We start from the raw sequence: 21,444 nt of genomic DNA on the forward strand, positions 1-21,444 counted from the left end.
GGATGAATAGATGAAGACTATTTTTGTGAAACCGCTGACGATTCAGAAGAAATGGTATCTGATTGATGCAGAGGGAAAGGAGCTTGGCAAGGTAGCAGTTGCCGCTGCACGCATCCTCCGCGGGAAGAACAAGCCCGAATATGTTCCCCACCAGGACATGGGCGATTATGTGATTATCATCAATGCTGAGAAAGCTGCTCTTTCGGGCAACAAGTACCAGGACAAAATGTATTACCGCCACTCGAACTACCCCGGTGGGTTGAAGGCATACAGTTATGCCGAGATGGTGAAGCGCAACCCGGTTTATCCGATGGAACGTGCTATTCGCGGCATGCTTCCCCGTGGACCGCTTGGTCGCAAGTTGTACACCAACATGAAAGTCTATGCAGGCGCCAACCACCAGCAGCAGGCTCAGCAACCCATCAAGGTTGAAATCTAAGGTAGGAGCGGAAAATGGCAAAGAAAGAAGTAAAGAAAGTTGTTGATCTTGGTCATGGAGTCGGTCGCCGCAAGACCGCTGTCGCTCGTGTCTACCTTCGCGAGGGTGAGGGGAAGATCGTGGTGAACGGCAGGGATGTCGATACCTACTTCGCCAATCCGATGTTGGTGTACATCGTCAAGCAGCCGCTTGAGACCACCGAAACCGTCGGCAAGTATGATATCCTGATCAACGTTGTCGGTGGCGGTCCTTCCGGACAGGCCGGTGCCTGCCGTCATGGGATTGCCCGTGCACTGTGCGCTCACGACGAGGGCTTCCGCCCGGCACTGCATACCGCAGGCTTCATGACTCGTGATTCGCGTATGGTCGAACGCAAGAAATACGGTCAGCCGGGTGCTCGCCGCAAGTTCCAGTTCTCCAAGCGCTAAGTGGCATTTGCACGAATCGAAAGGGAAATCCAAGGCGGTCGCTTTCACGTTGTACCGTCGGAGGGTTTCCCTTTTTTCATCTGCGCCGATCTTATTCGATCGGAACACCTTGTTCTCGGTCAGGAGCTTACGGAAGCTGAGTTTTCCGTCCTCCAAAAGTTGCAAAACACGCATGACTGTCGTGCCCAGGCCTTGGTCTATCTTGCAAGACGGGAACACACGGCCAAGGAATTGCAACAGAAACTGCAGCAGAAAGGCTTTTCCCAACCAATCATCAAACAAGTGTTGGAAGACCTGGAAGCGGAAAACCTGCTCAGTGAGTATCGCTATGCGTTGCTCATGATCGAGAGCCGCCAACGCAAGAACCCAGAGGGGAGGATACTCATGGCCCAGCGACTTTCTGCGAAGGGAGTAGGCCGCCAGGAAGCAGAGAAAGCGCTGGATGAACTCTACACGCCTGAATTGACGACCGAATATGTGCAGAAAGCGTATAGACAGGTGTTGGACAAGCATGCTGATACGGACCAAGCCCGCTTTCTCCTCCAGAAAAAAGGGTTCTCATCCTATGAAATTAGAACGGCACTTGAGAGCTTTTCCCAAAATGAATAGACTGCCGATAGAGAGGTCCCTATGAACGGCAAGCGCATGTACATCTCCACTATCCTGATCATGGTTCTGGTTACTGAGAGCCTGTTTTCCCTTTCGTTTCCGTATAATCCGGATTTGTCAAAGGTCAGTGATGTTTCTGTGGCATTGACGATGCTCTCTCCTTCTTTGTTGGCGCTTAAGGCCCCCCCTTCCGATTATTTCACCCTTGGAACCAGCTATGCGGCAACCATGGTCGGGGCATACTCCGTCCGTACCGTCCTCAAGCAGGTGATCAACAGTCCCAGACCCTATGTAGGCACCGCTGAAGCCCCGCCGCCGAGCAGTGACGACTACAACTCCTTCCCCTCCGGCCATAGCTTGATGGCCTTCAGTAGTGCAGCATATCTGCAGACGATGCAGCATCTCTGGTATCCCGATTCCGCCCCAGTCAAACTGGCATGCGCTGCTTCCTGGACCTTGGCAGCCACGACCGCCGTCCTTCGGGTGGTGAGTGGCAATCATTATGTCAGGGATGTACTGGCGGGAGCCGCCATCGGATCGGCCATCGGGTTTCTCGGTCCCTATCTGACCGACCGACTCACCCACCATGATGCAAAGGCTCCCCACGTATTGGTCGGATCGGCCATCGGGATGCAACTTTCTTGGTAAACCCAACCATACCCGCTTGATTTCCGGTTACCGATACCATACGTTTGTCACATGAAGCAACAGGAATCCCACGATGCTCATGCGGTACTCTATCTGTCTGCCCTTACCGTCATCCTTTGGTCCACGGCGTTTGTCTTCACCCGGATTGCCATCCGCTCGATCAGTCCGTTCCCGTTGGGATTGCTCAGATACGGGGCGGCTGCCCTCGTACTGGTAGGAATCGGGTTTGCCAAGCACATAGGTCTGCCGAGTCGGCGTGACATCCCTCTGTTTCTTTTGCTCGGAGCCTTGGGGTTTTTCTTCTACCAACTCTTTTTCAATATTGCGATGACCACCATATCGGCCGCAACGGCAAGTGTGGTGGTTGCGACGGTTCCCGTACTCACCGCTTTCTTTGCTTCCCTGTTGTTTCATGAACGCCTCGGCAAAGTCGGTTGGATAGCCGTAATCATCGAATTCGGCGGGATTCTGGTCCTCACGCTCTGGCATCGGGAAGTTTCACTCGGGTGGGGGCTTTTCTGGATGCTGGCAGCCGCAATTTGTTTTGCCGTCTACAATCTGATCCAACGGTTCTCAAAGAGTCGGTATTCATCACTTCAAGCCACCATCTATTCGATTACGGCATCGGCTCTCATGTTCCTGATCTTCCTGCCCCAGGCGGTAACGGAGGTGCAGGGCGCACCACTTTCTGCGGTACTTGCCGTCGTATTCATGGGAGTCTTTCCCAGTGCAATCGGCTTTTTACTCTGGAACAAGGCGCTCTCCCTTGCCCGTCAGATCGGGGATGTGACGAACTTCATGTTTGTCACGCCGTTGCTCTCTACGCTCTTGGGTGTCCTCCTTATCCAAGAACTTCCTGACAGCCCTACCATTCTGGGAGGTGTATTGATTCTTTTCGGCTTCGCCTTATTCAATAATCGATCCAAACTGCATAGACCTGCGAACAAGAAAAACCCCATGCAAAGCTGAAGCACTGCATGGGGTGAGTTGGTGCGGGATGCACATCATTTCTGTTTGATATGTGCCAAAAACTCCTCGAATCCATTTTCCTCGGCCTTCGGTTCATAGTCGACCAAGGGATAGTGCTCCATGACAAAATCTATATCCTTGTCCCCGCGACCCGACAAATTGACCAGAATGGTCTCGTCTCTTCCCATGGTTTGTGCCAGTTTGATCGCATAGGCGACGGCATGGCTCGATTCCAATGCCGGGATGATGCCTTCCATCCGGCTCAGTCCATAGAAAGCCTCAACCGCTTCGCGGTCGGTGGCGGTCTCATAGTTGACCCGTCCGATGGTCTTCAGATAACTGTGTTGCGGTCCGACCCCCGGATAATCCAAGCCGCTGGCGATGGAATACACAGGAAGCGCTTCCCCTTTCTCGTCCTGGAGTAAAAAGCTTTTGAATCCGTGCAGGATACCGACCTTTCCTTTGGTGATCGTCGCCGCATGTTCCTTTGTGTCCAATCCTTTCCCTGCGGGTTCGACCCCATACAGACGTACCTGCTTGTCATCGAGGAAAGCACTGAAGATCCCCATGGCATTCGAGCCTCCCCCGACACAGGCAACGATCGCTTTGGGAAGGGATCCCGTCATTTCCTGAATCTGTTGTTTCGCCTCAATGCCGACGACACTCTGGAAATCCCTGACCATCATCGGGAATGGATGGGGACCCACCACGGAACCAATGCAATAAATCTGTTGCACTGGATCTTGCAGATAGGCTTCGAAGGCGGCGTCGACGGCATCTTTGAGGGTTTTGGTCCCTCTCTCAACGGAAACGACATTGGCTCCGAGAATTTTCATCCTGCTGACGTTCGGAGCTTCCTTTCTGATGTCGACCGCTCCCATGTAGATGTCGCATTCTAGACCGAGCAACGCTGCTGCTGTAGCCAAGGCAACCCCGTGCTGCCCGGCTCCAGTTTCTGCAATGACCTTTTTCTTGCCCATTTTCTTGGCAAGCAAGGCTTCTCCGATACAGTGGTTGATCTTATGGGCTCCGGTATGGTTCAAATCCTCGCGTTTGAGGTAAATCTGTGCACCTCCCACCGCCTCACTCAATCTTTTTGCATGATAGACCGGGGAGGGACGTCCCACATAATGTTTCTGCAAGTCGGAAAGTTCAGTGAGAAACGCAGGGTCCTGGACAATTGCTTCATATGCTCTGGTGATGTCATTCATCACATTCTGCAGGTCGCCAGGAATGTAGGATCCTCCGAATTCTCCGAAACAACCCTGTCCGTCGGGAAGATTTGTCGTATTGATGGCTTGGGTAAGTGCATTCTTCATGGGAATCTCCTTGTTGGGTACAGATGTTACTGTAAATAGAAACATACTGTCAAGCAAAATCCACAAAAAACAACCCACAGCAACCTAAATCGCTGTGGGCTTTCTCGCTTCGAAGCGGAGGCAGGGTTACAGGCCGAGCACTTTCTTGACGGTGGCGGCATCGCGGACGCCGACAGCCTTGTTGACGACTTTCCCGTCTTTATAGAACAGAAGGGTGGGGATGGACTGTACGCCGAAAGTCATTGCAAGTTCGCCTTCTTCATCTACGTTGACTTTGGCGATCTTCAACTTGTCACCGAGTTCCTTTTCGAGCTGTTCAAGGATGGTTCCCTGCATGCGGCACGGTCCGCACCAAGCGGCCCAGAAATCAACGACTACCGGGAGTTCGCTCTTCAAAACTTCAGCTTCATATGTGCTTTTGGTAACGTGTTTGGTCATGTTGTTCTCCTATACTGTATACTATACATGTGAATTCTTGTATCGTATAGATAAAATACTACTTTTATTTGCTAATGGCAACAAGATGGAAGATTTTTTTATGTACCCGATGATAGACCTGCATTGTGATACAATTTATTCCTTGTATGCAAATGAGATACAAGGGAATATCATACAGAACGACGGTAATGTGGATCTTCGCTGGATGGAAAAAGCAGGAAACGTAACCACCTGTTTCGCCTTGTTCGTTGAGCTTGGGTCGGTTGTTTCCCCGTTTCAGACTGCATTGCGTCTGTACCATCGTTTCGAAACGGAATTACACGATGCCAAGGATCGGATCAAGCATGTGCGTACCGCTTCCGAGATACAGGAAACCACCCACAGTAAGGCGATTCTCAGCATCGAGGAGCTGCAGATTCTTGAAGGGGATTTGGACAGGATTGCCTTGCTTGCAGACTGGGGGGTGCGACTGGCAACCCTCACCTGGAATTATGAGAACGACCTGGGATTCCCCCATCACCTGATTGGAGGGCTCAAGCCATTCGGATTCGAAGCCATACGGGAAATGGAAGCACACAACATACTGGTCGATGTTTCCCATCTCAATGATCAAGGGTTTTATGACGTAGCCAAAGTTGCGAAGAAACCCTTCATTGCAAGTCATTCGAACTGTAGGGCGATTACCAACCAAAGCCGAAATCTCAGTGACCGGATGATCAAAACCCTTGCCGATCATGGTGGGGTGGTGGGGCTGAATTTCTGTCCTTCCTTTCTCTCCGAAGACTGGAATGCAAATCATATCGAGGATATGGTCAGGCATGTGGTCCATCTCAAGCGGGTCGGTGGAAGGGATGTACTCGCCATCGGGACTGATTTTGACGGAGTGTCAGGGGACCTGGACATCAAGCACTATGACGGTATTGAGCGGTTGCGTCGTGCCTTGGAACAGAACGGCTTCACTACCAAAGATTTGGAAGCCATGTGGTATGACAATGCCCTTCGGGTCCTCTCCTGATCAAATCTGGTGTCTCAGCTCTCTGAGCAAAATCTTGTCCTCAGGACTGACCAGACGCGATTCTATGCATTTTTGGATGGCTTTCTTTCTCACTGGTTCTGCCAGTCGTCCCTGTTTCAGGTATGCAAATGTTTTTTCCCGATCCTTGCAGAACGCAGTGGCATATGCCCATCCAAGGGCCATCAACACATAATAGTGGCTGGCGTCGACATGTGAGAGCACCTCGAGCACATCGGTGAAGGTAGGCTCTTCGAGAAAGTAGAGCATCAACGAGACGATTCCCAAACGCACATCAAATGCGTTGGACTGAACGAGCAAAGCAGACAGGTCGGAATAGAAGGTTGATCGGTCCTCATTCAAGTCACCCAAACTTCCCGCCAAGGTGTCATTGGTCGCCCAACTGTCATTGTAAGGCCGAAGACGCTTCAGGTAAGCGCGTCGCTTCTCGAAGGGGAGCGGGATGAGGGCGAAGGCCTTGTAGGTGAGGATGACCTCTTCATACCAAGGTTGCTCGGATTGCAGAAAATCAAGCAGACATTGTTCCCCTTCCTGCTTGGCAAGCGTGTGTGCAAGTTTGTTCAGAACAGGGGTGCGTACTCCGACGACCATACGTTCGCTGGTCACCAGTTTTCGGGTGAACTGCGCATAGGAAGGCTCAGCGAATCCGCTGAGCCTTTGTTGGAGAAGGTCTTGTCTCACAATCCCATGCGTTTGGTAAAACGCATCAGATTGTCGATGGTCTTTTCCATATCCTGGGGAGCCCGTGGTTTTGCCGTCTTGAAGTCCACGGCAAGTCGGTTGATCGAGAAGATGCCGCTTACGCCCTCAGCATACGCCCCTTCGACGTCATCGCCGATATCACCAACGATGGCGAGTACCGGTACCTGTGCTTTCTTGGCTCGGCGTGCAACCCCGATGACCACTTTCCCACGCAGTGACTGGCCGTCGATTTTTCCTTCGCCGGTCAATACCAGATCAGCTTTCGTCAACAGTTTGTCGAAGTTCACGGTTTCCAGTACGGTCTCTATGCCCATTTGCAGCTGTGATCCAAAGAATGCTGCCATCCCGCCACCCATGCCGCCGGCAGCACCGGCGCCGGGAATAGCCTGGACTTCGATCTTACAGTCACGTTCGATCACCTTGGCGAGGCTCTGGAGATTTGCATCCAATACCTTCACCATCTCAGGCGTAGCACCTTTCTGGGGTCCGAAAATATAGGCAGCCCCATTGGTACCGTAGAAAGGATTGTCAATATCGCACATGGTGGTGATCGTCACATCCTTGAGCACGGGATCAAGCTTGGAAAGATCAATCGAGGCTACCTTTCCCATCGTGCCACCGGTAGGGACGAAGGAGTTACCTTGTGCATCCTTGAATACGACACCACAAGCTGCTGCCGCGCCGCAACCGCCGTCATTGGTGGAGCTGCCACCGAGTCCGACGATAATCGTCTTGCACCCCTGTTTTGCCGCATCGAGAATCAGCTGGCCGACCCCGAATGTGGTGGTCAGGTCCGGATGCAATTCATCACCGACCAAAGGAAGTCCTGCACAAGCGGCCATTTCGATGACTGCAGTGGTTTTTTTGACCACGCCATAGAAACTTTCCATAGGAAGTGCAAAGGGGCCTTGGACTGTCAATGTCCTCTTTTCGCCGCCGAGTGCCTTGAGAAATGCATCGACACTCCCTTCACCGCCATCGGCGACCGGGATACTGGTCACGACCGCATCAGGATAGTGACGCTTGATGGCTCTGTCCATGATGGTACAGATCTGCTCGGAACTCATGGTTCCCTTGAACGAATCGGGGATCAACAAGATATTCTTCATCGTGGGCTCCTCAAAAATGTCGGGGGCCGAAGTCCCCGACTTGCACCTATCTTACAGCAAAAAGAGGGATAATAGCCAGATGAAAATCATACAAGCAATACCTTGGAGCAATGTTACCATCGTCTGGGTACGATAGCCTTCCTCGGGTTTGAGTTTTCCGAAGTTGGTCACCACCCAGAAGTAGCTGTCATTGGCATGCGAGACGGTCATCGAACCGGCGCCGATTGCCATAACGGTAAGTACCGCTGCAATCGGAGACGTGAGGCCGAGAGCCGCCATCATGGAAGAGCTTTCCGCAAAGCTTCCCATAATACCTGCCGTCGTGGTGATGGCCACGGTGGAAGAACCTTGGGCGGTCTTCAGGATTGCAGAGATGAGGAAGGGGAAGAAGATTCCCACCATCGCCAGGACTTTGGCATTCTGCTTCATATAATCCACGAATCCGGCGCTTGCGATGACCTTGCCCAGTACACCACCGGCTGCGGTGATGAACAGGATCGGGCCGACGACTTTGAGCGTCTCGGTGGTCATGGCGTTGAAGTGCTTCATGTCACCGCGTTGGATCAACAGGACGATGCCGAAAATCAAGCCTATGGTCAAAGCGATGATCGGGGTCCCGATGAAGGCCAAGAGACTTCCCAGCGCTCCTTTCCACTTCATGGCTGCCGAAAGGGAACCCAAAGCCATGGAAAGAATCGGCATCAAGATGGGAGCGAGCGAAAGGAACCCGCCAGGAAGATTCCCGAAGCTTGCCAACAGGGTGTCATAATCGACTTCATTGGTATCTTCCGCCAGTTCCTCACCACTCTTGATTTTCTTGCCGATGTAATTGGCGTAGAAATAGGCGATTACCAAAGAGGGAATTGAGACAATCGTCCCCATGACGATGACCAGGAACAAATTATCCCCGATGCCGAGGGTGCCTGCTGCAGCGATGGGACCGGGGGTGGGAGGGATCAACACATGGCTGGTGTATAACCCTGCAGAAAGGGCTACCGTCATGGCAACCGATGAGAACTGGGTCTTTTTGCGCAAGGCTTTGCGGATGGGATCGAGAATGACAAAACCGCTGTCACAGAATACCGGGATGGAAACGACCCAGCCCATGATTTCCATTGCCAGCTGGGGATGTTTCCTTCCAACCAATCGGACCACCATCTCGGCAAGTTTGAGGGCCGCCCCGGTCTTTTCCAAGATCGTACCGATCAAGGCACCCAAGATGATGACGATACCGATACTACTGAAAATTCCACTGAATCCAGAACCGATGATGCCGGGTATATCCTTGAGTGGAAGCCCTATCACCAAAGCGAGGAGGAGCGAAATTCCCATGAGTGCAAGGAATGGGTGTACATTCCATTTCGAAATGGCCACGATCATGAATGCAATGGCAATCACAAACGTGATGATCAAAGCAATTCCAGACATGTCTAACCTCCTAAGGATTTTTCCTCAGTATATCACGGGTATTCCTACAGGAGAAAACAAATGTATAAAACTCAGCGTTTCCAGAATTGTTTTGAGAACAGGACGTAGACGGTGAACAGCTCCAGCCTTCCGACCAACATCAAAAAGGAGCACACCCATTTGATTGCAGACGGAAATGCAGCGAAATTGCCGGTAGGACCGACATTGCCGAATCCGATACCTATGTTCCCGAGGCAGAGGAATGATGCGGCGAAACTGGTCAGCGGATCTGATCCGCTGAGCGAAATGAGCACCGTCCCGATTACTCCGGTGAAGATGTAGACACCAAAGAACGTAGCTATTGCACTCATCAGATCAGGGCGAACAGTGGATTCTCCGACCCGTACTTGGAAGATGCCCCTTGGATGGATCCGCTGTTTTACATGGGCTCGACCCATCTTGAACAGGGTCACAATCCTGACAACCTTCACCCCGCCGCCTGCAGAACCCGCACATCCTCCTATGAAGAAGAGCAAAAGCAGCAAGACCTGTGGGAAAGCCGGCCACAACAGGTAGTCTGTGGTGGCGAAGCCGGTGGTGGTCAAAATGGATGCAGTCTGAAAGGCACTGTATCGGAAGGCTTGGCCGAACGAGGCATAGGTTTGGCTCGTGTAGAGATAGAGGGCTGATGCAAGGGCGACGAACGCCCAGATTCCCAGATAGGAGCGGAGCTCCCCGTCCTTGAGGACCGAGGAGAGTTTTCCGCTGAGGGCTTTGTAGTACAAGGCGAAGTTTGCTCCGCTGATCAGCATGAAAACGGTTACCACCACATCCACGTAGGCGCTTGAAAATGTGCCGATGGAGGAGTTCTTCACACAAAAGCCTGCAGCAGCCATGGTGGAAAACGTTACGGTCACCGCATCATAGAGAGAAAGGTTTCCGATGAGCAGGAATACGGTTTCCAGAACGGAAAAAGCAATGTAGATGGACCAAAGGATGAGGGCGGTATTCTTGATCTTGGGAGTCAGCTTGTCCTTGGTCGGACCGACCGACTCCGCTCCTACCAAAAGGGTACCGCTTACCCCGAGCGCGGGGAGCAGGGCGACGAACAATACGACGATTCCCATTCCGCCCAACCAGTTGGTCTGGGACCTCCAGAAGAGAATCGATTTGGGAAGGCTCTCGATTTCCGTCAGAACGGTCGCTCCTGTGGTGGTGAATCCGCTCATGATCTCAAAATACGCACTACTGTAGTCGACGTACGCTCCGCTGGCTACCAACGGGATGGCGGAAAACGCGGTGGCGATCACCCAGGTCAAGGTCACCACCAGATACCCATCACGACTGAGCATGATGTTTTCCTTTGGTTTTCCGGAGACAATGACAATCAAGGAACAAAATACGGCGATTGCCAGATAGGTGACCAGAAAGCCATGAATCGCCTGCTGCTCATGATAATGGAAGGCAAGAAAGGTGGGAACTCCCATGAGAAAACCGAGAAAGAGTTCTATATAGGCCAACAGGCGTAAGTCAAGTCTCCAATTCAGCATGGCGTTTACCCGAATAGTTTTTGTATCAATTCCGAAGAATTGCGTAACACGGCTACCAAGACGGTATCGCCCTCAACGAGCGTGGTAGGACCGGTCGGGATGCTGCTGGTACCGTCGGCATGGGTGATGCCGGCGATAATCGCTTTCTTACGCATATTGATGTCCTTTAGTTGTTTGTTGCACACCTCACTCGCCGCATTGATGATGAATTCAAAAATTTCCAACTGTCCGTTGAAGAGAGTGTGGATGCTCGAGACATTGGTGCCTCTCAGATATCGCAACAATGATTCGACGGTGGTATCGGTGGTGGAGAACACCACGTCGATCTCCAGGTAGGAAGCCATGCGCGTATAGTTGTTGTTCTGTTTGATCAAGGCCATGGAACGGCTTACCCCGATACGCTTCGCATAGCTTGCGGTGATGATGTTCAGTTCGTCATTGTCAGTCAGTGCAACCAGAAGGTCGTAGGAACCCAGCTGTTCCTCGGCCATGATGTCCTCGTCGGTGATGTCGGCCTTGATCACCAGAATTTCCCTGAATCGTTCAGAGAAGGTTTCGCATACATCGGGATTCTGATCCACTACCGTCACCCGTGAGCGCATTGAAGGACTCATGCGATTGAGCAATGCCCGGGTAACGTTGCTGCCTCCGACCAATACCATATTGTTTGGTCGTTTCTGCAACTTTCCGACGGTTTTGAGGATATCGGTCACTTCTTCCGATTCTGCTACGATGGAAAGGATGTCGTTGGCCTGGATGGTGGTATTTCCGGAAGGAACGACGACCAAGCCTCTGCGGTTGATTGAAGCGATGATAAAATCGGCTCCCAATTTGGACCGCATCTCCCGGATACTTGAACCGACATAGGAGCTGAATGACTCGACGTGAAAATTATAGAGGAGAAGACTGGAGTTGTTGAACCCCAAAACATTGCCGTTCACCCCTTGTTCGATGATGTTGTAGATGGCCTTTGCCGTTTCCGTATTGGGGTTGACGATATGGTCTATCCCCAAGAGTCCTTCCTTCAGACCATCCAGACCGGTATAGACGAGTGACCGTATTGCTGCTACGGTTTTTGTTTGCGGATAGGAGGAGGAAACCAATCCACTGGAGACCAGATTGATCTCATCGCTGTCGGTTACGGCGACGAACGCCTCCGCTTGGTCCACCCCGGCTTCCAAGAGGGTCCCGATGTTCGTTCCGTTGCCCAAGACCCCGAGGCAATCCAATTTCGAGACTGCCTTTTCAATCCGTTCGTGTGAACTGTCGATGATCACCACATCTTTTCCATCAGCAACAAGCTGCTTGGCCAGTCCCAGACCGCGTCTCCCCGCCCCAAGGATAATCACTTTCTTACTCGTATCCAGCTCCTTTCCTCTCGCCCTGGAGAATGATGAGTCAGTGTCTTGATGATACCAGAACAAAATGAAAAGCAAAAGGGCTAATGAGAAGACTCGAGCTGATGACGTACATGCTTCAGGATATGGTATTTGGTTTTGGGAGAATGGAGATAAGAGAAGTGCTTTTTCTTTAATATGCAATAAATTATAACTTATCAGCATCTTTTATTCAGAATCTAGTTGACAAGATTTTCTCTTTTGCCTATAGTAGGTAAGAAATTCGACGCAGGGTGGAGCAGTTGGCAGCTCGTCGGGCTCATAACCCGAAGGTCGTAGGTCCGAGTCCTACCCCTGCTAAATAGTTGGTCTGATGAATGGACTGCTGAATGTATATTGGTACACGGCAGGACGGTGATTCCTGATTCTACCAAGCTTTTGGGCAACTTGTTGAGGCGGCATTGGCTGCACGACGGGTTGCCTTTCCTTTTGTTCGGATGACAACCCTATCCTTGCAATCCTGTCTGTGTGCGTTATGATGATACAGACAGAAAGCGGGAAAGGAGCGTCTGGATGGAAGGGGAGCCACGGTGCATCGGAATTTTTACTTCAAATCTGGACGACGAATACCAATCGACGTTATGTCACGCCATCGAAGGTGAAGCACGGAAACGCAGATTCGGAACCATCACCTTCGTAGGTTCCCGCATCGGATCGCCGATTGCCAGTGAGGCTTCATCCAACCTTGCCTATCGTCTGGCAAGCGAGCATACCATCGATGGTTTGATCATCATCGCCTCTTCCCTCGCCACGTTCTTCACTACCTTGGACCTGAACAAGTTCTTTGCCCCTTGGTCGCATCTGAGCCGGGTATCCATCGGGATGCGCATGCAGGGAATGAGCGACATCACCGTACAAGGAGAGGAAAGCATTGCCAGTCTGGTCGACCATTTGATTACGGTGCACCAAAGAAGACGATTTGCCATACTCAAAGGACCTGAGACGCATGAGGAATCGATCAAACGGTTGGACTCATGCCTCGAAATGCTTTCCCGATATGGAATCGAAGTCGATCCTCGAATGATCATGAAAGGGACCTTCACCGACAGCTCCGGCCATGAGGCTGTCCAATACTTGGTTCGCAACAAGCTGTCGTTCGACTGCCTGATCTGCCTCAACGACTGGATGGCGCTCGGCGCCCTTGAGGAGCTTGCCCGTTGTCAGATCCAGGTTCCCGACCAAGTCTCGGTCATCGGTTTCGACGGCTTGGATCCTTCGCGCTACACCGTGCCGCCGCTTACCACCGTCGTGCAACCCCTGCACGAAATGGGGGTGATAGCCGTGGACATCCTCGACCGAATCATGGCCGGAGGGGAGGAGGAGCATATCTGTTTGCCCTGCACACCTGCCATCCGTGAATCGTGCGGATGCAATCCCCATGTCAGTTATACCCCGGGATTGCATGAGATGCCGGGCTATGCAAGCCCTGCCGAACGGTTGGCGGTGAAAGACCTGCTTCATTTGGTCAAGCAAGGGGACTACCATCAAATGATCTACCGACTCAACCGGGCCATCGATGCCACAGCGGCTGAGAGCGGGTCGTTGCATCGCTGGAACGAATATCTTTCTGTGGTGGAATATACCTCGCGGATGGAGAGCGAGCTCAGAGAGAAAACGCTCTCCATGCTGATGGGTGCCGCCAGAGCGTTGATCGGTGACAAGATAGGTCGATTCCAAGCCGCAAAACGTCTGGCCTTGGAACACTCATTCGATACACTGCGCAAAGTCAGCGCCATGCTGGCCGGTACCTTTGAATTGAAGGATCTTGTTCCCAATCTCAAACAAAGCCTGTTGCTGTTCGGTTTGGACGATGGCTATCTGGTCCGATTCGTCGGAACCGAGGGGAAGGCCCGTCTGATGATGTCCATCCAGGACCGGGCGGATATGCAGTCGATCCTCCACGAAGAGTTTTCGGCCAAACAGATTCTCCCTCCCGGTCTTGGAAAAGCGTGGAAGACCCAACGATGGGTTCTGCTGCCCTTGGTCTATCTCTCCGAACCGCTCGGATATTTTTTGGTGCCCTTCGGCATGGTGATGCCTGCCTTATACGATGTGCTGCAGGAACAGATTTCCAGCAATCTCAAAGGATCGCTGCTGCTTGAGCAGATCAAGGAACATGAGAAAAACCTGGAACGCCAGGTACAGGTACGGACCAAGGATTTGCTTGCCGAGATGAAAAAGCGTGCCGAGTTGGAGCAGGAAGTCATGGACATCGCAAATAAGACGATGGAGCGGATCGGTCAAGATCTGCATGATGATTTATGCCAATATCTCTTGGGTATCTCGCTGCTTGCCTCCTCGACCAAGCAACATCTGCTGAACGAGAAGACCATCCAGATGGAGGAGCTTGACCAGATAACCCTGCATTTGGGAGAAGCCATCGCAAAGATCAAGACCATCAGCCGCGGCCTGATGCCCATGGAATTGGAACGACACAGTTTTGCACAACGGCTGCAGGTATTGGTAGCCGACAGCCTGCGGTATGCAAATGTGCGGATCGGCGTTGATCTGGATCCTGAGTTTTGCGTAGCTGATGCCAATCGGGAATTGAATCTCTTCAGAATAGTACAAGAAGCCCTGACGAATGCAATCAAGCACTCCAAGGCCCGGCATATCAGAGTAACCTCCCGAACGCAGCACAACAGTGACGGCAGCCGCACCCACACGATCCTGGTCACCGATGACGGAATTGGTTTGCCCGACAACCGTACTTCCCAAGGGCTGGGGCTTCGGATCATGCATAATCGTGCAGCCTTGGCGAAAGCAGAGCTTTGCTTGGAAAGCAGCCCTGCAGGGACCAGTGTCGGCGTCACCTTCAAGGAGGAGTAATAGATGCAGCAAATCATCCGATTCCTGATCGTGGATGATCACCCCCTGTTTCGCCAAGGGTTGGTGAGTGTCATCGAGAATGAAACACGGTATCAGGTGACAGCTGAGGCCACTACCATCGCAGAGGCCCTTGATGCACTTGCCCGGGCCCAGGTCGACCTGGCCTTGATTGACATCTCACTGGGTCATGAAAACGGATTGGAACTGGTCAAGACCATCAAATCCAGCCGGCCGGAAATACAATGCATCGTTATTTCCATGTATGATGAGCTCATTTATGCATCAAGCGCACTGAAGGCGGGAGCCCGTGCGTATGTGATGAAGCAGGAGGCTCCCTCTTCCCTGCTTGATGCAATCGAACACGTGTTGAAAGGCCGGATCTACCTCTCAGAGGATATGCGTCAGCATATGCTGGACACCATGCTGCTGCAGGAAAAGACCGAGGAAATTGAGCCGACTCAGCTGCTCAGTCTCAGGGAAGTCGAGGTGCTTCGCCTGCTCGGCCAGGGATTCGGGGTCACCGAGATCGCGCAGACGCTGAACCTCTCGGTCAAGACGATCAATGTATATCGCGACAACATCCGCCGAAAGCTGTCCATCAGCGATGCGAACGCCTTGCGGAAATTTGCGATCAAATGGGTGAAAAGCAACGAGCGCTGAGTCACTAGGACAAACGTCCTAGGCAAAGAGTAGACGAAAAGCCAATGGCGGATTGCGTGTTGCTCCCGTAGGATGATGAATGTAAGAGCCTGTCTGCTGTACAAGCCTTGTACAAAAACAGGCATTACCCGATGGTCATGGATATCTCATGGACATGGAGAAAGAAAGGAGGAATCTGTATGAAACGGAACATGCGTATGCTCGTCAGCTTGGTATTGGTTGCCTGTATGAGCTTCACTCTGTTCGCTGCCGGACAGGCGGAAGGCGGCGCTGCATCTCCTGCACGCAAGGTGATCAACCTATGGAGCTTCACCGACGAAGTGCCCAAGATGCTTGAGAAGTACAAGCAATTGCATCCAGAGTTCGATTATGAAATCAAGACCACCATCATTGCCACCACCGATGGCGCCTACCAGCCTGCACTCGACCAGGCTTTGGCAGCCGGCGGCGACAACGCCCCTGACATCTACTGTGCGGAATCAGCGTTCGTACTCAAGTACACCCAGGGGGATGCCTCCAATTTTGCAGCACCCTACAAGTCCTTGGGGATTGATGTGGCTGCCAAGCTCAAGGAAGCTGACATCGCCCAGTATACGGTGGATATCGGAACCAACAAGAAAGGGGATCTGGTAGGATTGGGCTATCAGGCAACCGGCGGCGCGTTCATCTATCGCCGCTCCATTGCCAAGGCTGTATGGGGAACCGACGATCCTGCAGTGATCAAGACCAAGGTCGGTCCCGGTTGGGAGAAATTCTTCCAGGCTGCCGATGCACTGAAGAAGAAAGGCTACGGCATCATCAGTGGAGATGGCGATATCTGGCATGCCATTGAAGGAAGCAGTGACAAAGGATGGATCGTAAACGACAAGCTGTACATCGACCCGGCCCGTGAAGCGTTCCTCGACGTCTCGAAGTTGCTGCACGACAAGGATTATTACAATGACACCCGTGACTGGACCGATGCATGGTTTGCCGACATGAAGGATGCCGGTGCCAAGAAGATCTTCGGTTTCTTCGGCCCCGCATGGCTGATCAACTACGTCATGGCCGGCAACAGCGGGGGGACCAAACCCGGTGAAGGTACCTACGGCGACTGGGCTGTCTGCGAACCTCCCGTCGGATTCTTCTGGGGCGGCACCTGGGTGTTGGCCAACAAGAACAGTCCGGTCAAGGATGCCGTGGGTAAGCTCATCGAATGGATCACCCTGGACAGCTCGAATACCGGTCTGCAATATTTCTGGGCGAACGGAACCCTCAATGGCCCCGGCGGTACCAAGGATACCGTTGCCAGCGGGACTGTGATGAAAAAGAGCGACGGAACGCTTCCGTTCCTTGGTGGACAGAACATGTTCGATGTCTTTGTACCTGCAGGTGCATTCGCCACCGGCAAGAACAAAACCCAATATGACGAATCCATCAATATTTATTGGCGCGACCAAGTTCGTGAATACAGTTACGGCAACAAGACCCGTGAGCAAGCACTTGCCGACTTCAAGCAGCAGGTGGCGGACAACCTCGACATTATCGTAGAGTAACCTATCGTCTCTTGCCTTTGGTGCAGGTGGGTAATCCTCACCTGCACCTTGGTTGCTCTTTGTGCGCATCGTCGGGGAAAATCCTCTGTGATGGATATCAGTCGATGCACAGTCATACTTACGGGAGGACTTGCCTATGCGCCAGAAAGGTATCAACTATGCGAAGTACGGGTATCTGTTTTCCATTCCCTTCGTGCTTACGTTTCTCATTTTTTCCTTGTATCCCACCATCTATACGGTCTTGATCGGTTTCACCGATCTCAGAGGTTTGGGGAGGACGGATTTTACCTTCCTGAAGAATCCATTGCAGAATTTCCATTTGATATTGAATAATGCGACCTTCAAACGGTCGTTGGGCAATACGCTTCTGATCTGGATGATGAACTTCATCCCCCAGATCCTTTTGGCACTGCTACTCACCGCTTGGTTCACCACCAGGCGATACAAGGTAAAGGCCCAGGGCGTGTTCAAGGTGTTGATCTACATGCCCAACATCATCACTGCGGCAACCATCGCCATTTTGTTCAATTCGCTGTTCGGCTATCCCAAGGGGCCGGTGAATGATATGTTGATGCATCTCGGCATCCTTGATGCGCCTTCCAACTTTCATCTTCAGAAATGGACGGCACGGGGTGTAGTCGCTTTCATCCAGTTCTGGATGTGGTACGGCAACTCGATGATTGTTCTGATAGCCGGAGTCCTGGGCATTGATCCTACGCTCTTCGAAGCGGCGGAGATCGACGGGGCGAGTGCTCCCCAGATTTTCTTTCGGATCACCCTGCCTCGACTACGGACCATCCTGCTCTATGTTTTGATCACCAGCATGGTCGGAGGACTGCAGATGTTTGATATCCCCCGTCTGTTCCTGTGGGGGGGGCCGGATAATGCGACGCTCACCAGCAGCCTGTTCATCTACAATCAGGCGTTCAGCGGAAGCTACCTGTACAATCGTGCTGCAGCTGCAAGCATGATCATCTTTTTGATCATCGTGGTACTCTCGATAGCCATGTTCCGTCTTTTGCGGGACAAGGGCGAAGCAAAGCAGCGCAGGCAGGAGAAGGAACGCCTGAAAGCGTTGCGTAAAGCGGGGGTGGCACAATGAGAAGCCTGAAGACCACAACCACCCTGACAAAAACCATCATCTACCTCGTTTGTACGTTCTTGGCATTGTTGAGCATTTTCCCCTTTCTGGTCATGTTCGTGAACGCTACCCGCAGCACCTACGAAATTCAACAGAATTCCGTCTCAATCATTCCCTCGCATTTTCTGCTCAGCAATTGGCATATTTTGAATGGAAAGAGCTTCAATCCTGCGGTAGGGTTCCTCAATTCAATGTTGATCAGCAGCGGCGCAACCCTCTGTGCAGTGTATTTTTCTTCCCTGACCGCCTATGCATTGGTTGCCTACAGCTGGAAACTGCGTCAGCCGTTCTTCAGTTTCATCCTCGCGGTGCTGATGATACCGGCCCAGGTTTCCAGCATCGGGTTCTATCAATTCATGTATCGCATCGGATGGACCAACAGCTTGTGGCCTTTGATTCTGCCCGCCATCGCATCCCCGGCAATGGTGTTCTTCATGCGTCAGTATTTGTTGGCGACCCTTTCCTTGGATATCGTCAACTCAGCCCGCATCGATGGCTCGGGGGAATTCTATACCTTCAATCGGATCATTCTTCCGATCATGAAGCCGGCAATGGCCACCCAGGCGATTTTCACCTTTGTGGCAAGCTGGAACAATTTATTCGTCCCTTTGATACTGCTCACGGACAACGAGAAATATACCATGCCGATCATGGTGAGCCTGCTCCGTGGCGATATTTATAAGACTGAATACGGCTCCGTCTATCTGGGTTTATCCTTGACGGTCCTGCCGTTGTTTGTTATCTACTTCCTCTTGTCCAAGTACATCATAGCCGGAGTGGCGCTTGGGGCATTGAAGGAATAGGCGTGTGTGTCGGGAAGGAGTTACATTGATGCAGCAGAATCGAGAACGGGCTTTGGAGCTCTTGAAAAAGATGACCATCGAGGAAAAGGTGGCTCAACTGGTGTCTGCATGGTTGGAAATACATGAGGACGGCAGTATCGCCCTCCGTGAGTATGGTCGGAAAGACAGCCGGCGCGGCGATGTCAAGGAGGAGGTTCTGGGCAAAGGCATCGGGCAACTTACCCGACCGTTCGGGACCATGGCCAATGATGTCCACTTGCAGGCGAAGGCAGTCAACCGGATCCAGCAGTATCTGGTCGAACATACACGATTGGGAATCCCGGCCATGCTGCATGAGGAATGTCTTACCGGAGCCATGATCAAGGGTGCTACGATATTCCCCTCGGCGCTCAACTACGGATCGAGTTGGAATCCCGAGTTGGTGGGATCCATTGCCAAGGCCATCGGTGACGAGCTTCGGTCGCTGGGTATCCATCAGGGGTTGGCCCCCGTGCTCGATGTCGCCCGGGATGCGCGCTGGGGCAGGTTGGAGGAAACGTTCGGAGAGGATCCGTACCTCTGCGGGTTGCTGGGCATCTCCTATGTGAAAGGCCTGCAAGGGAACAAACGTTCTCCGCTTGCCACCCTCAAACATTTTGTCGGGCATTCCAACAGTGAGGGCGGGCGCAACCATGCTCCGGTCCATATGGGGCCTGTGGAACTTGCCAATACTTTCGCCCTTCCGTTCGAGATGGTGGTGGAAAACGCACGTCCGGGTTCGGTCATGCCGGCGTATCACGATATCGATGGGATTCCCTGTACCAGCAATCGTTCCTTGGTGAATGATCTTCTGAAGAAGCAGTGGGGATTCGACGGCCTTGTGGTGGCCGATTACGAGGCGATCGTGCAATTGGTGAAGGATCACCAGGTAGCCAATGACATGGCCGAAGCTGCGGCATTGGCCTTCAATGCCGGAATGGATATAGAGCTGCCTGGATTCACCGTCTTCAAGGATGGTTTGATAGAAGCCCTCTATCGCGGTTTGATCAAGAACGAGGATCTGGATGCATCGGTTCTGAAAGTGCTTGAGGAGAAATTTCGCCAAGGTTTGTTCGAGCATCCGTATATCCAGGAGGAAGCCATCGAACTGGGCTCGGCGAAGAACCATGCCCTGGCCGTAAGGGCTGCAGAACAATCGTTGGTATTGTTGAAGAACGACGGGACGCTCCCCTTCAAGAAGGGCCTTTCCCTTGCGTTGCTCGGGCCTTTGGCCGATCATCCCTATGCCATGTTCGGTGGGTACGCCCCTCCGGTGCACCTGCAGGGTTCCCATACCCCCGAGCAAACCGTTCCCCCTGCAGCAAAGACCATACGTTCTGCCTTGCAAGAGTTGCTCGGTGATGAAGCTCTGGTCTTCGAACCCGGCTGCATGCTCTACGAGAATCAGGTTGAACGTGCACTATTCTTCCCCGGCGATATTCAACAGGAAGAACTGGGCGGCAAGCATGCACTCAGCAGGGATGACTCGCGTATCGAAAAGGCGGTGGAAGCGGCGAACAACAGTGATCTCACCATCTTGGTGGTCGGGGATCTCGCCGGGCTGTTCCAGCAAGGTACCGTTGGGGAGGGATCCGATGCCGCATCCTTGGCCCTTCCCGGCATGCAGCAGTTACTGATGGAACGGGTGTTGGATACCGGAAAGCCTGTGGTGGTGGTATTGGTCAGCGGGCGTCCGTATGCATTGTCGCTTGCAGAAAAGAAAGCCCGTTCCATTCTGGCCGCTTGGCTTCCTGGTGAAGGCGGCGGCGAAGCCATTGCACGGACCTTGCTCGGATTGAACAACCCCGGAGGGCGTACCACTCTCTCCTTTCCCAAGGCGGCCGGTGCGATGCCCTATGCCTACAATCATGCCAGGAAAGCTGGGGGTATGCCCGTACAGTCCCAGTATGGACATCTCTACCCCTTCGGACACGGTCTCGGTTATTCATCCCTTGTCTGGTCCGATTTTACCTTGGATACTCCCCAGGTGGATCTTACCGGCGATATTGTCTTCTCCCTGAAGGTATGCAATGAAGGGCCGTATGCTGCCGATGAGGTAGTGCAGGTCTACATCCAGGACAAAGTGGCCTCAGTGGTTCGTCCGATCAAGGAACTGAAGGCTTTCTGCAAGGTGCATCTGGCATGCAAGGAGCAGAAACGCTTGGTTTTCACCTTGCCAAGCGACCTCCTGTCCTTTGTAGGTGCGGACAACGTCCGCAAGGTGGAGGGTGGGACCTTTGCGCTTATGGTAGGAAAGAGCAGCGATGACGTTGTGTTTTCAAGCGATTTTACCCTGCTGGGGGATACACGGATTGTAGCCAGAAATTGGCGATGTGTTTCCTCGGCGGTGGTACAAGCGATCTCCTAGAAGAGCGGACCTCCCCGTTCGGCAACGTGTCTGCCCGGTACC

The 21,444-nt window shown here is 52.6% G+C and carries 19 protein-coding genes and 1 tRNA gene; 13 read left to right on the forward strand and 7 right to left on the reverse strand.

Annotation, left to right across the window (positions count from 1 at the left end; genetic code table 11):
• Positions 1-10: 10 nt before the first annotated feature.
• The 5 genes from rplM (at position 11) to AB7C91_RS02240 (ending at position 3,093) form a co-directional block, all read left to right on the forward strand.
• Positions 11-439: a 50S ribosomal protein L13 gene (gene rplM, locus AB7C91_RS02220; RefSeq protein ID WP_332448160.1), complete on the forward strand. Its 429-nt coding sequence runs from the start codon at positions 11-13 to the stop codon at positions 437-439.
• A 14-nt stretch (positions 440-453) separates the two neighbouring features.
• Complete coding sequence (gene rpsI / locus AB7C91_RS02225) at positions 454-867, forward strand: 30S ribosomal protein S9 (RefSeq protein ID WP_332448161.1); 414 nt, start codon at positions 454-456, stop codon at positions 865-867.
• A 159-nt stretch (positions 868-1,026) separates the two neighbouring features.
• Positions 1,027-1,476 (forward strand): regulatory protein RecX, encoded by a 450-nt coding sequence (locus tag AB7C91_RS02230; protein ID WP_428588933.1) that lies wholly within the window; start codon positions 1,027-1,029, stop codon positions 1,474-1,476.
• A gap of 21 nt (positions 1,477-1,497) precedes the next feature.
• Positions 1,498-2,124, forward strand: a complete 627-nt coding sequence (locus AB7C91_RS02235) for a phosphatase PAP2 family protein (protein WP_332448163.1) — start codon at positions 1,498-1,500, stop codon at positions 2,122-2,124.
• 51 nt (positions 2,125-2,175) lie between these two features.
• The gene (locus AB7C91_RS02240; protein WP_332448164.1) at positions 2,176-3,093 is read left to right on the forward strand and encodes a DMT family transporter; all 918 of its coding nucleotides are present in this window, start codon (positions 2,176-2,178) and stop codon (positions 3,091-3,093) included.
• Positions 3,094-3,128: 35 nt separating this feature from the next.
• Here the strand turns inward: AB7C91_RS02240 and trpB are convergent, their stop codons facing one another.
• The gene (gene trpB, locus AB7C91_RS02245) at positions 3,129-4,412 is read right to left on the reverse strand and encodes a tryptophan synthase subunit beta (RefSeq protein ID WP_428588936.1); all 1,284 of its coding nucleotides are present in this window, start codon (positions 4,410-4,412) and stop codon (positions 3,129-3,131) included.
• Between the two features lie 126 nt (positions 4,413-4,538).
• A complete protein-coding gene (trxA, locus tag AB7C91_RS02250; protein ID WP_332448166.1) occupies positions 4,539-4,850 on the reverse strand; it encodes a thioredoxin in 312 nt (103 codons plus the stop codon).
• Positions 4,851-4,959: 109 nt separating this feature from the next.
• On the opposite strand from trxA, the gene AB7C91_RS02255 reads away from it, so the two are divergent.
• On the forward strand, positions 4,960-5,865 hold the full coding sequence (locus AB7C91_RS02255) for a dipeptidase (RefSeq protein ID WP_428589110.1): 906 nt from the start codon (positions 4,960-4,962) through the stop codon (positions 5,863-5,865).
• On the opposite strand, the gene AB7C91_RS02260 is transcribed toward AB7C91_RS02255, so the two are convergent.
• From AB7C91_RS02260 to trkA, 5 genes are all read right to left on the reverse strand, one after another.
• Positions 5,866-6,564 (reverse strand): DNA alkylation repair protein, encoded by a 699-nt coding sequence (locus tag AB7C91_RS02260; RefSeq protein WP_332448168.1) that lies wholly within the window; start codon positions 6,562-6,564, stop codon positions 5,866-5,868.
• Positions 6,561-7,694, reverse strand: coding sequence for a glycerate kinase family protein (locus tag AB7C91_RS02265; RefSeq protein ID WP_428588941.1), 1,134 nt, complete (start codon positions 7,692-7,694; stop codon positions 6,561-6,563). Before AB7C91_RS02265 ends, AB7C91_RS02260 begins: the two co-directional genes overlap by 4 nt.
• A 51-nt stretch (positions 7,695-7,745) precedes the next feature.
• Complete coding sequence (locus AB7C91_RS02270; RefSeq protein ID WP_332448170.1) at positions 7,746-9,122, reverse strand: GntP family permease; 1,377 nt, start codon at positions 9,120-9,122, stop codon at positions 7,746-7,748.
• Positions 9,123-9,193: 71 nt separating this feature from the next.
• Positions 9,194-10,651, reverse strand: coding sequence for a TrkH family potassium uptake protein (locus AB7C91_RS02275; RefSeq protein WP_428588944.1), 1,458 nt, complete (start codon positions 10,649-10,651; stop codon positions 9,194-9,196).
• Between the two features lie 5 nt (positions 10,652-10,656).
• Positions 10,657-12,000 carry a Trk system potassium transporter TrkA gene (gene trkA, locus AB7C91_RS02280; protein WP_428588947.1) on the reverse strand — a complete coding sequence of 448 codons (1,344 nt, stop codon included), beginning with the start codon at positions 11,998-12,000 and terminating at the stop codon, positions 10,657-10,659.
• A gap of 275 nt (positions 12,001-12,275) precedes the next feature.
• Between trkA and AB7C91_RS02285 the strand changes: the two genes are divergently transcribed.
• The 7 genes from AB7C91_RS02285 to AB7C91_RS02315 all read left to right on the forward strand — a co-directional run bounded on the left by AB7C91_RS02285 (position 12,276) and on the right by AB7C91_RS02315 (position 21,402).
• Positions 12,276-12,348 (forward strand) — tRNA-Met (locus AB7C91_RS02285).
• Between the two features lie 168 nt (positions 12,349-12,516).
• Positions 12,517-14,877 (forward strand): substrate-binding domain-containing protein, encoded by a 2,361-nt coding sequence (locus AB7C91_RS02290; RefSeq protein ID WP_428588950.1) that lies wholly within the window; start codon positions 12,517-12,519, stop codon positions 14,875-14,877.
• A 3-nt stretch (positions 14,878-14,880) separates the two neighbouring features.
• Positions 14,881-15,537 carry a response regulator transcription factor gene (locus AB7C91_RS02295; protein ID WP_332448174.1) on the forward strand — a complete coding sequence of 219 codons (657 nt, stop codon included), beginning with the start codon at positions 14,881-14,883 and terminating at the stop codon, positions 15,535-15,537.
• 179 nt (positions 15,538-15,716) lie between these two features.
• The gene (locus AB7C91_RS02300) at positions 15,717-17,072 is read left to right on the forward strand and encodes an ABC transporter substrate-binding protein (protein ID WP_332448175.1); all 1,356 of its coding nucleotides are present in this window, start codon (positions 15,717-15,719) and stop codon (positions 17,070-17,072) included.
• A gap of 136 nt (positions 17,073-17,208) precedes the next feature.
• On the forward strand, positions 17,209-18,174 hold the full coding sequence (locus AB7C91_RS02305; protein WP_332448176.1) for a sugar ABC transporter permease: 966 nt from the start codon (positions 17,209-17,211) through the stop codon (positions 18,172-18,174).
• Positions 18,171-19,016 (forward strand): carbohydrate ABC transporter permease, encoded by an 846-nt coding sequence (locus AB7C91_RS02310; RefSeq protein ID WP_332448177.1) that lies wholly within the window; start codon positions 18,171-18,173, stop codon positions 19,014-19,016. Before AB7C91_RS02305 ends, AB7C91_RS02310 begins: the two co-directional genes overlap by 4 nt.
• A gap of 28 nt (positions 19,017-19,044) precedes the next feature.
• Positions 19,045-21,402, forward strand: coding sequence for a glycoside hydrolase family 3 N-terminal domain-containing protein (locus AB7C91_RS02315; RefSeq protein WP_428588955.1), 2,358 nt, complete (start codon positions 19,045-19,047; stop codon positions 21,400-21,402).
• The last annotated feature ends 42 nt before the right edge of the window (positions 21,403-21,444 follow it).

Source organism: Sphaerochaeta sp. (assembly GCF_050256055.1).
In the GTDB taxonomy this organism is placed as follows: Bacteria; Spirochaetota; Spirochaetia; order Sphaerochaetales; family Sphaerochaetaceae; genus Sphaerochaeta.

Excerpts from the sequence above, each read along its gene's own strand:
- rplM (WP_332448160.1), top strand. The coding sequence starts at position 11 with ATGAAGACTATTTTTGTGAAACCGCTGACGATTCAGAAGAAATGGTAT.
- rpsI (WP_332448161.1), top strand. The coding sequence starts at position 454 with ATGGCAAAGAAAGAAGTAAAGAAAGTTGTTGATCTTGGTCATGGAGTC.
- AB7C91_RS02235 (WP_332448163.1), top strand. The coding sequence starts at position 1,498 with ATGAACGGCAAGCGCATGTACATCTCCACTATCCTGATCATGGTTCTG.
- AB7C91_RS02240 (WP_332448164.1), top strand. The coding sequence starts at position 2,176 with ATGAAGCAACAGGAATCCCACGATGCTCATGCGGTACTCTATCTGTCT.
- trpB (WP_428588936.1), bottom strand. The coding sequence starts at position 4,412 with ATGAAGAATGCACTTACCCAAGCCATCAATACGACAAATCTTCCCGAC.
- trxA (WP_332448166.1), bottom strand. The coding sequence starts at position 4,850 with ATGACCAAACACGTTACCAAAAGCACATATGAAGCTGAAGTTTTGAAG.
- AB7C91_RS02255 (WP_428589110.1), top strand. The coding sequence starts at position 4,960 with ATGATAGACCTGCATTGTGATACAATTTATTCCTTGTATGCAAATGAG.
- AB7C91_RS02265 (WP_428588941.1), bottom strand. The coding sequence starts at position 7,694 with ATGAAGAATATCTTGTTGATCCCCGATTCGTTCAAGGGAACCATGAGT.
- AB7C91_RS02270 (WP_332448170.1), bottom strand. The coding sequence starts at position 9,122 with ATGTCTGGAATTGCTTTGATCATCACGTTTGTGATTGCCATTGCATTC.
- AB7C91_RS02275 (WP_428588944.1), bottom strand. The coding sequence starts at position 10,651 with ATGCTGAATTGGAGACTTGACTTACGCCTGTTGGCCTATATAGAACTC.
- AB7C91_RS02295 (WP_332448174.1), top strand. The coding sequence starts at position 14,881 with ATGCAGCAAATCATCCGATTCCTGATCGTGGATGATCACCCCCTGTTT.
- AB7C91_RS02300 (WP_332448175.1), top strand. The coding sequence starts at position 15,717 with ATGAAACGGAACATGCGTATGCTCGTCAGCTTGGTATTGGTTGCCTGT.
- AB7C91_RS02305 (WP_332448176.1), top strand. The coding sequence starts at position 17,209 with ATGCGCCAGAAAGGTATCAACTATGCGAAGTACGGGTATCTGTTTTCC.
- AB7C91_RS02310 (WP_332448177.1), top strand. The coding sequence starts at position 18,171 with ATGAGAAGCCTGAAGACCACAACCACCCTGACAAAAACCATCATCTAC.
- AB7C91_RS02315 (WP_428588955.1), top strand. The coding sequence starts at position 19,045 with ATGCAGCAGAATCGAGAACGGGCTTTGGAGCTCTTGAAAAAGATGACC.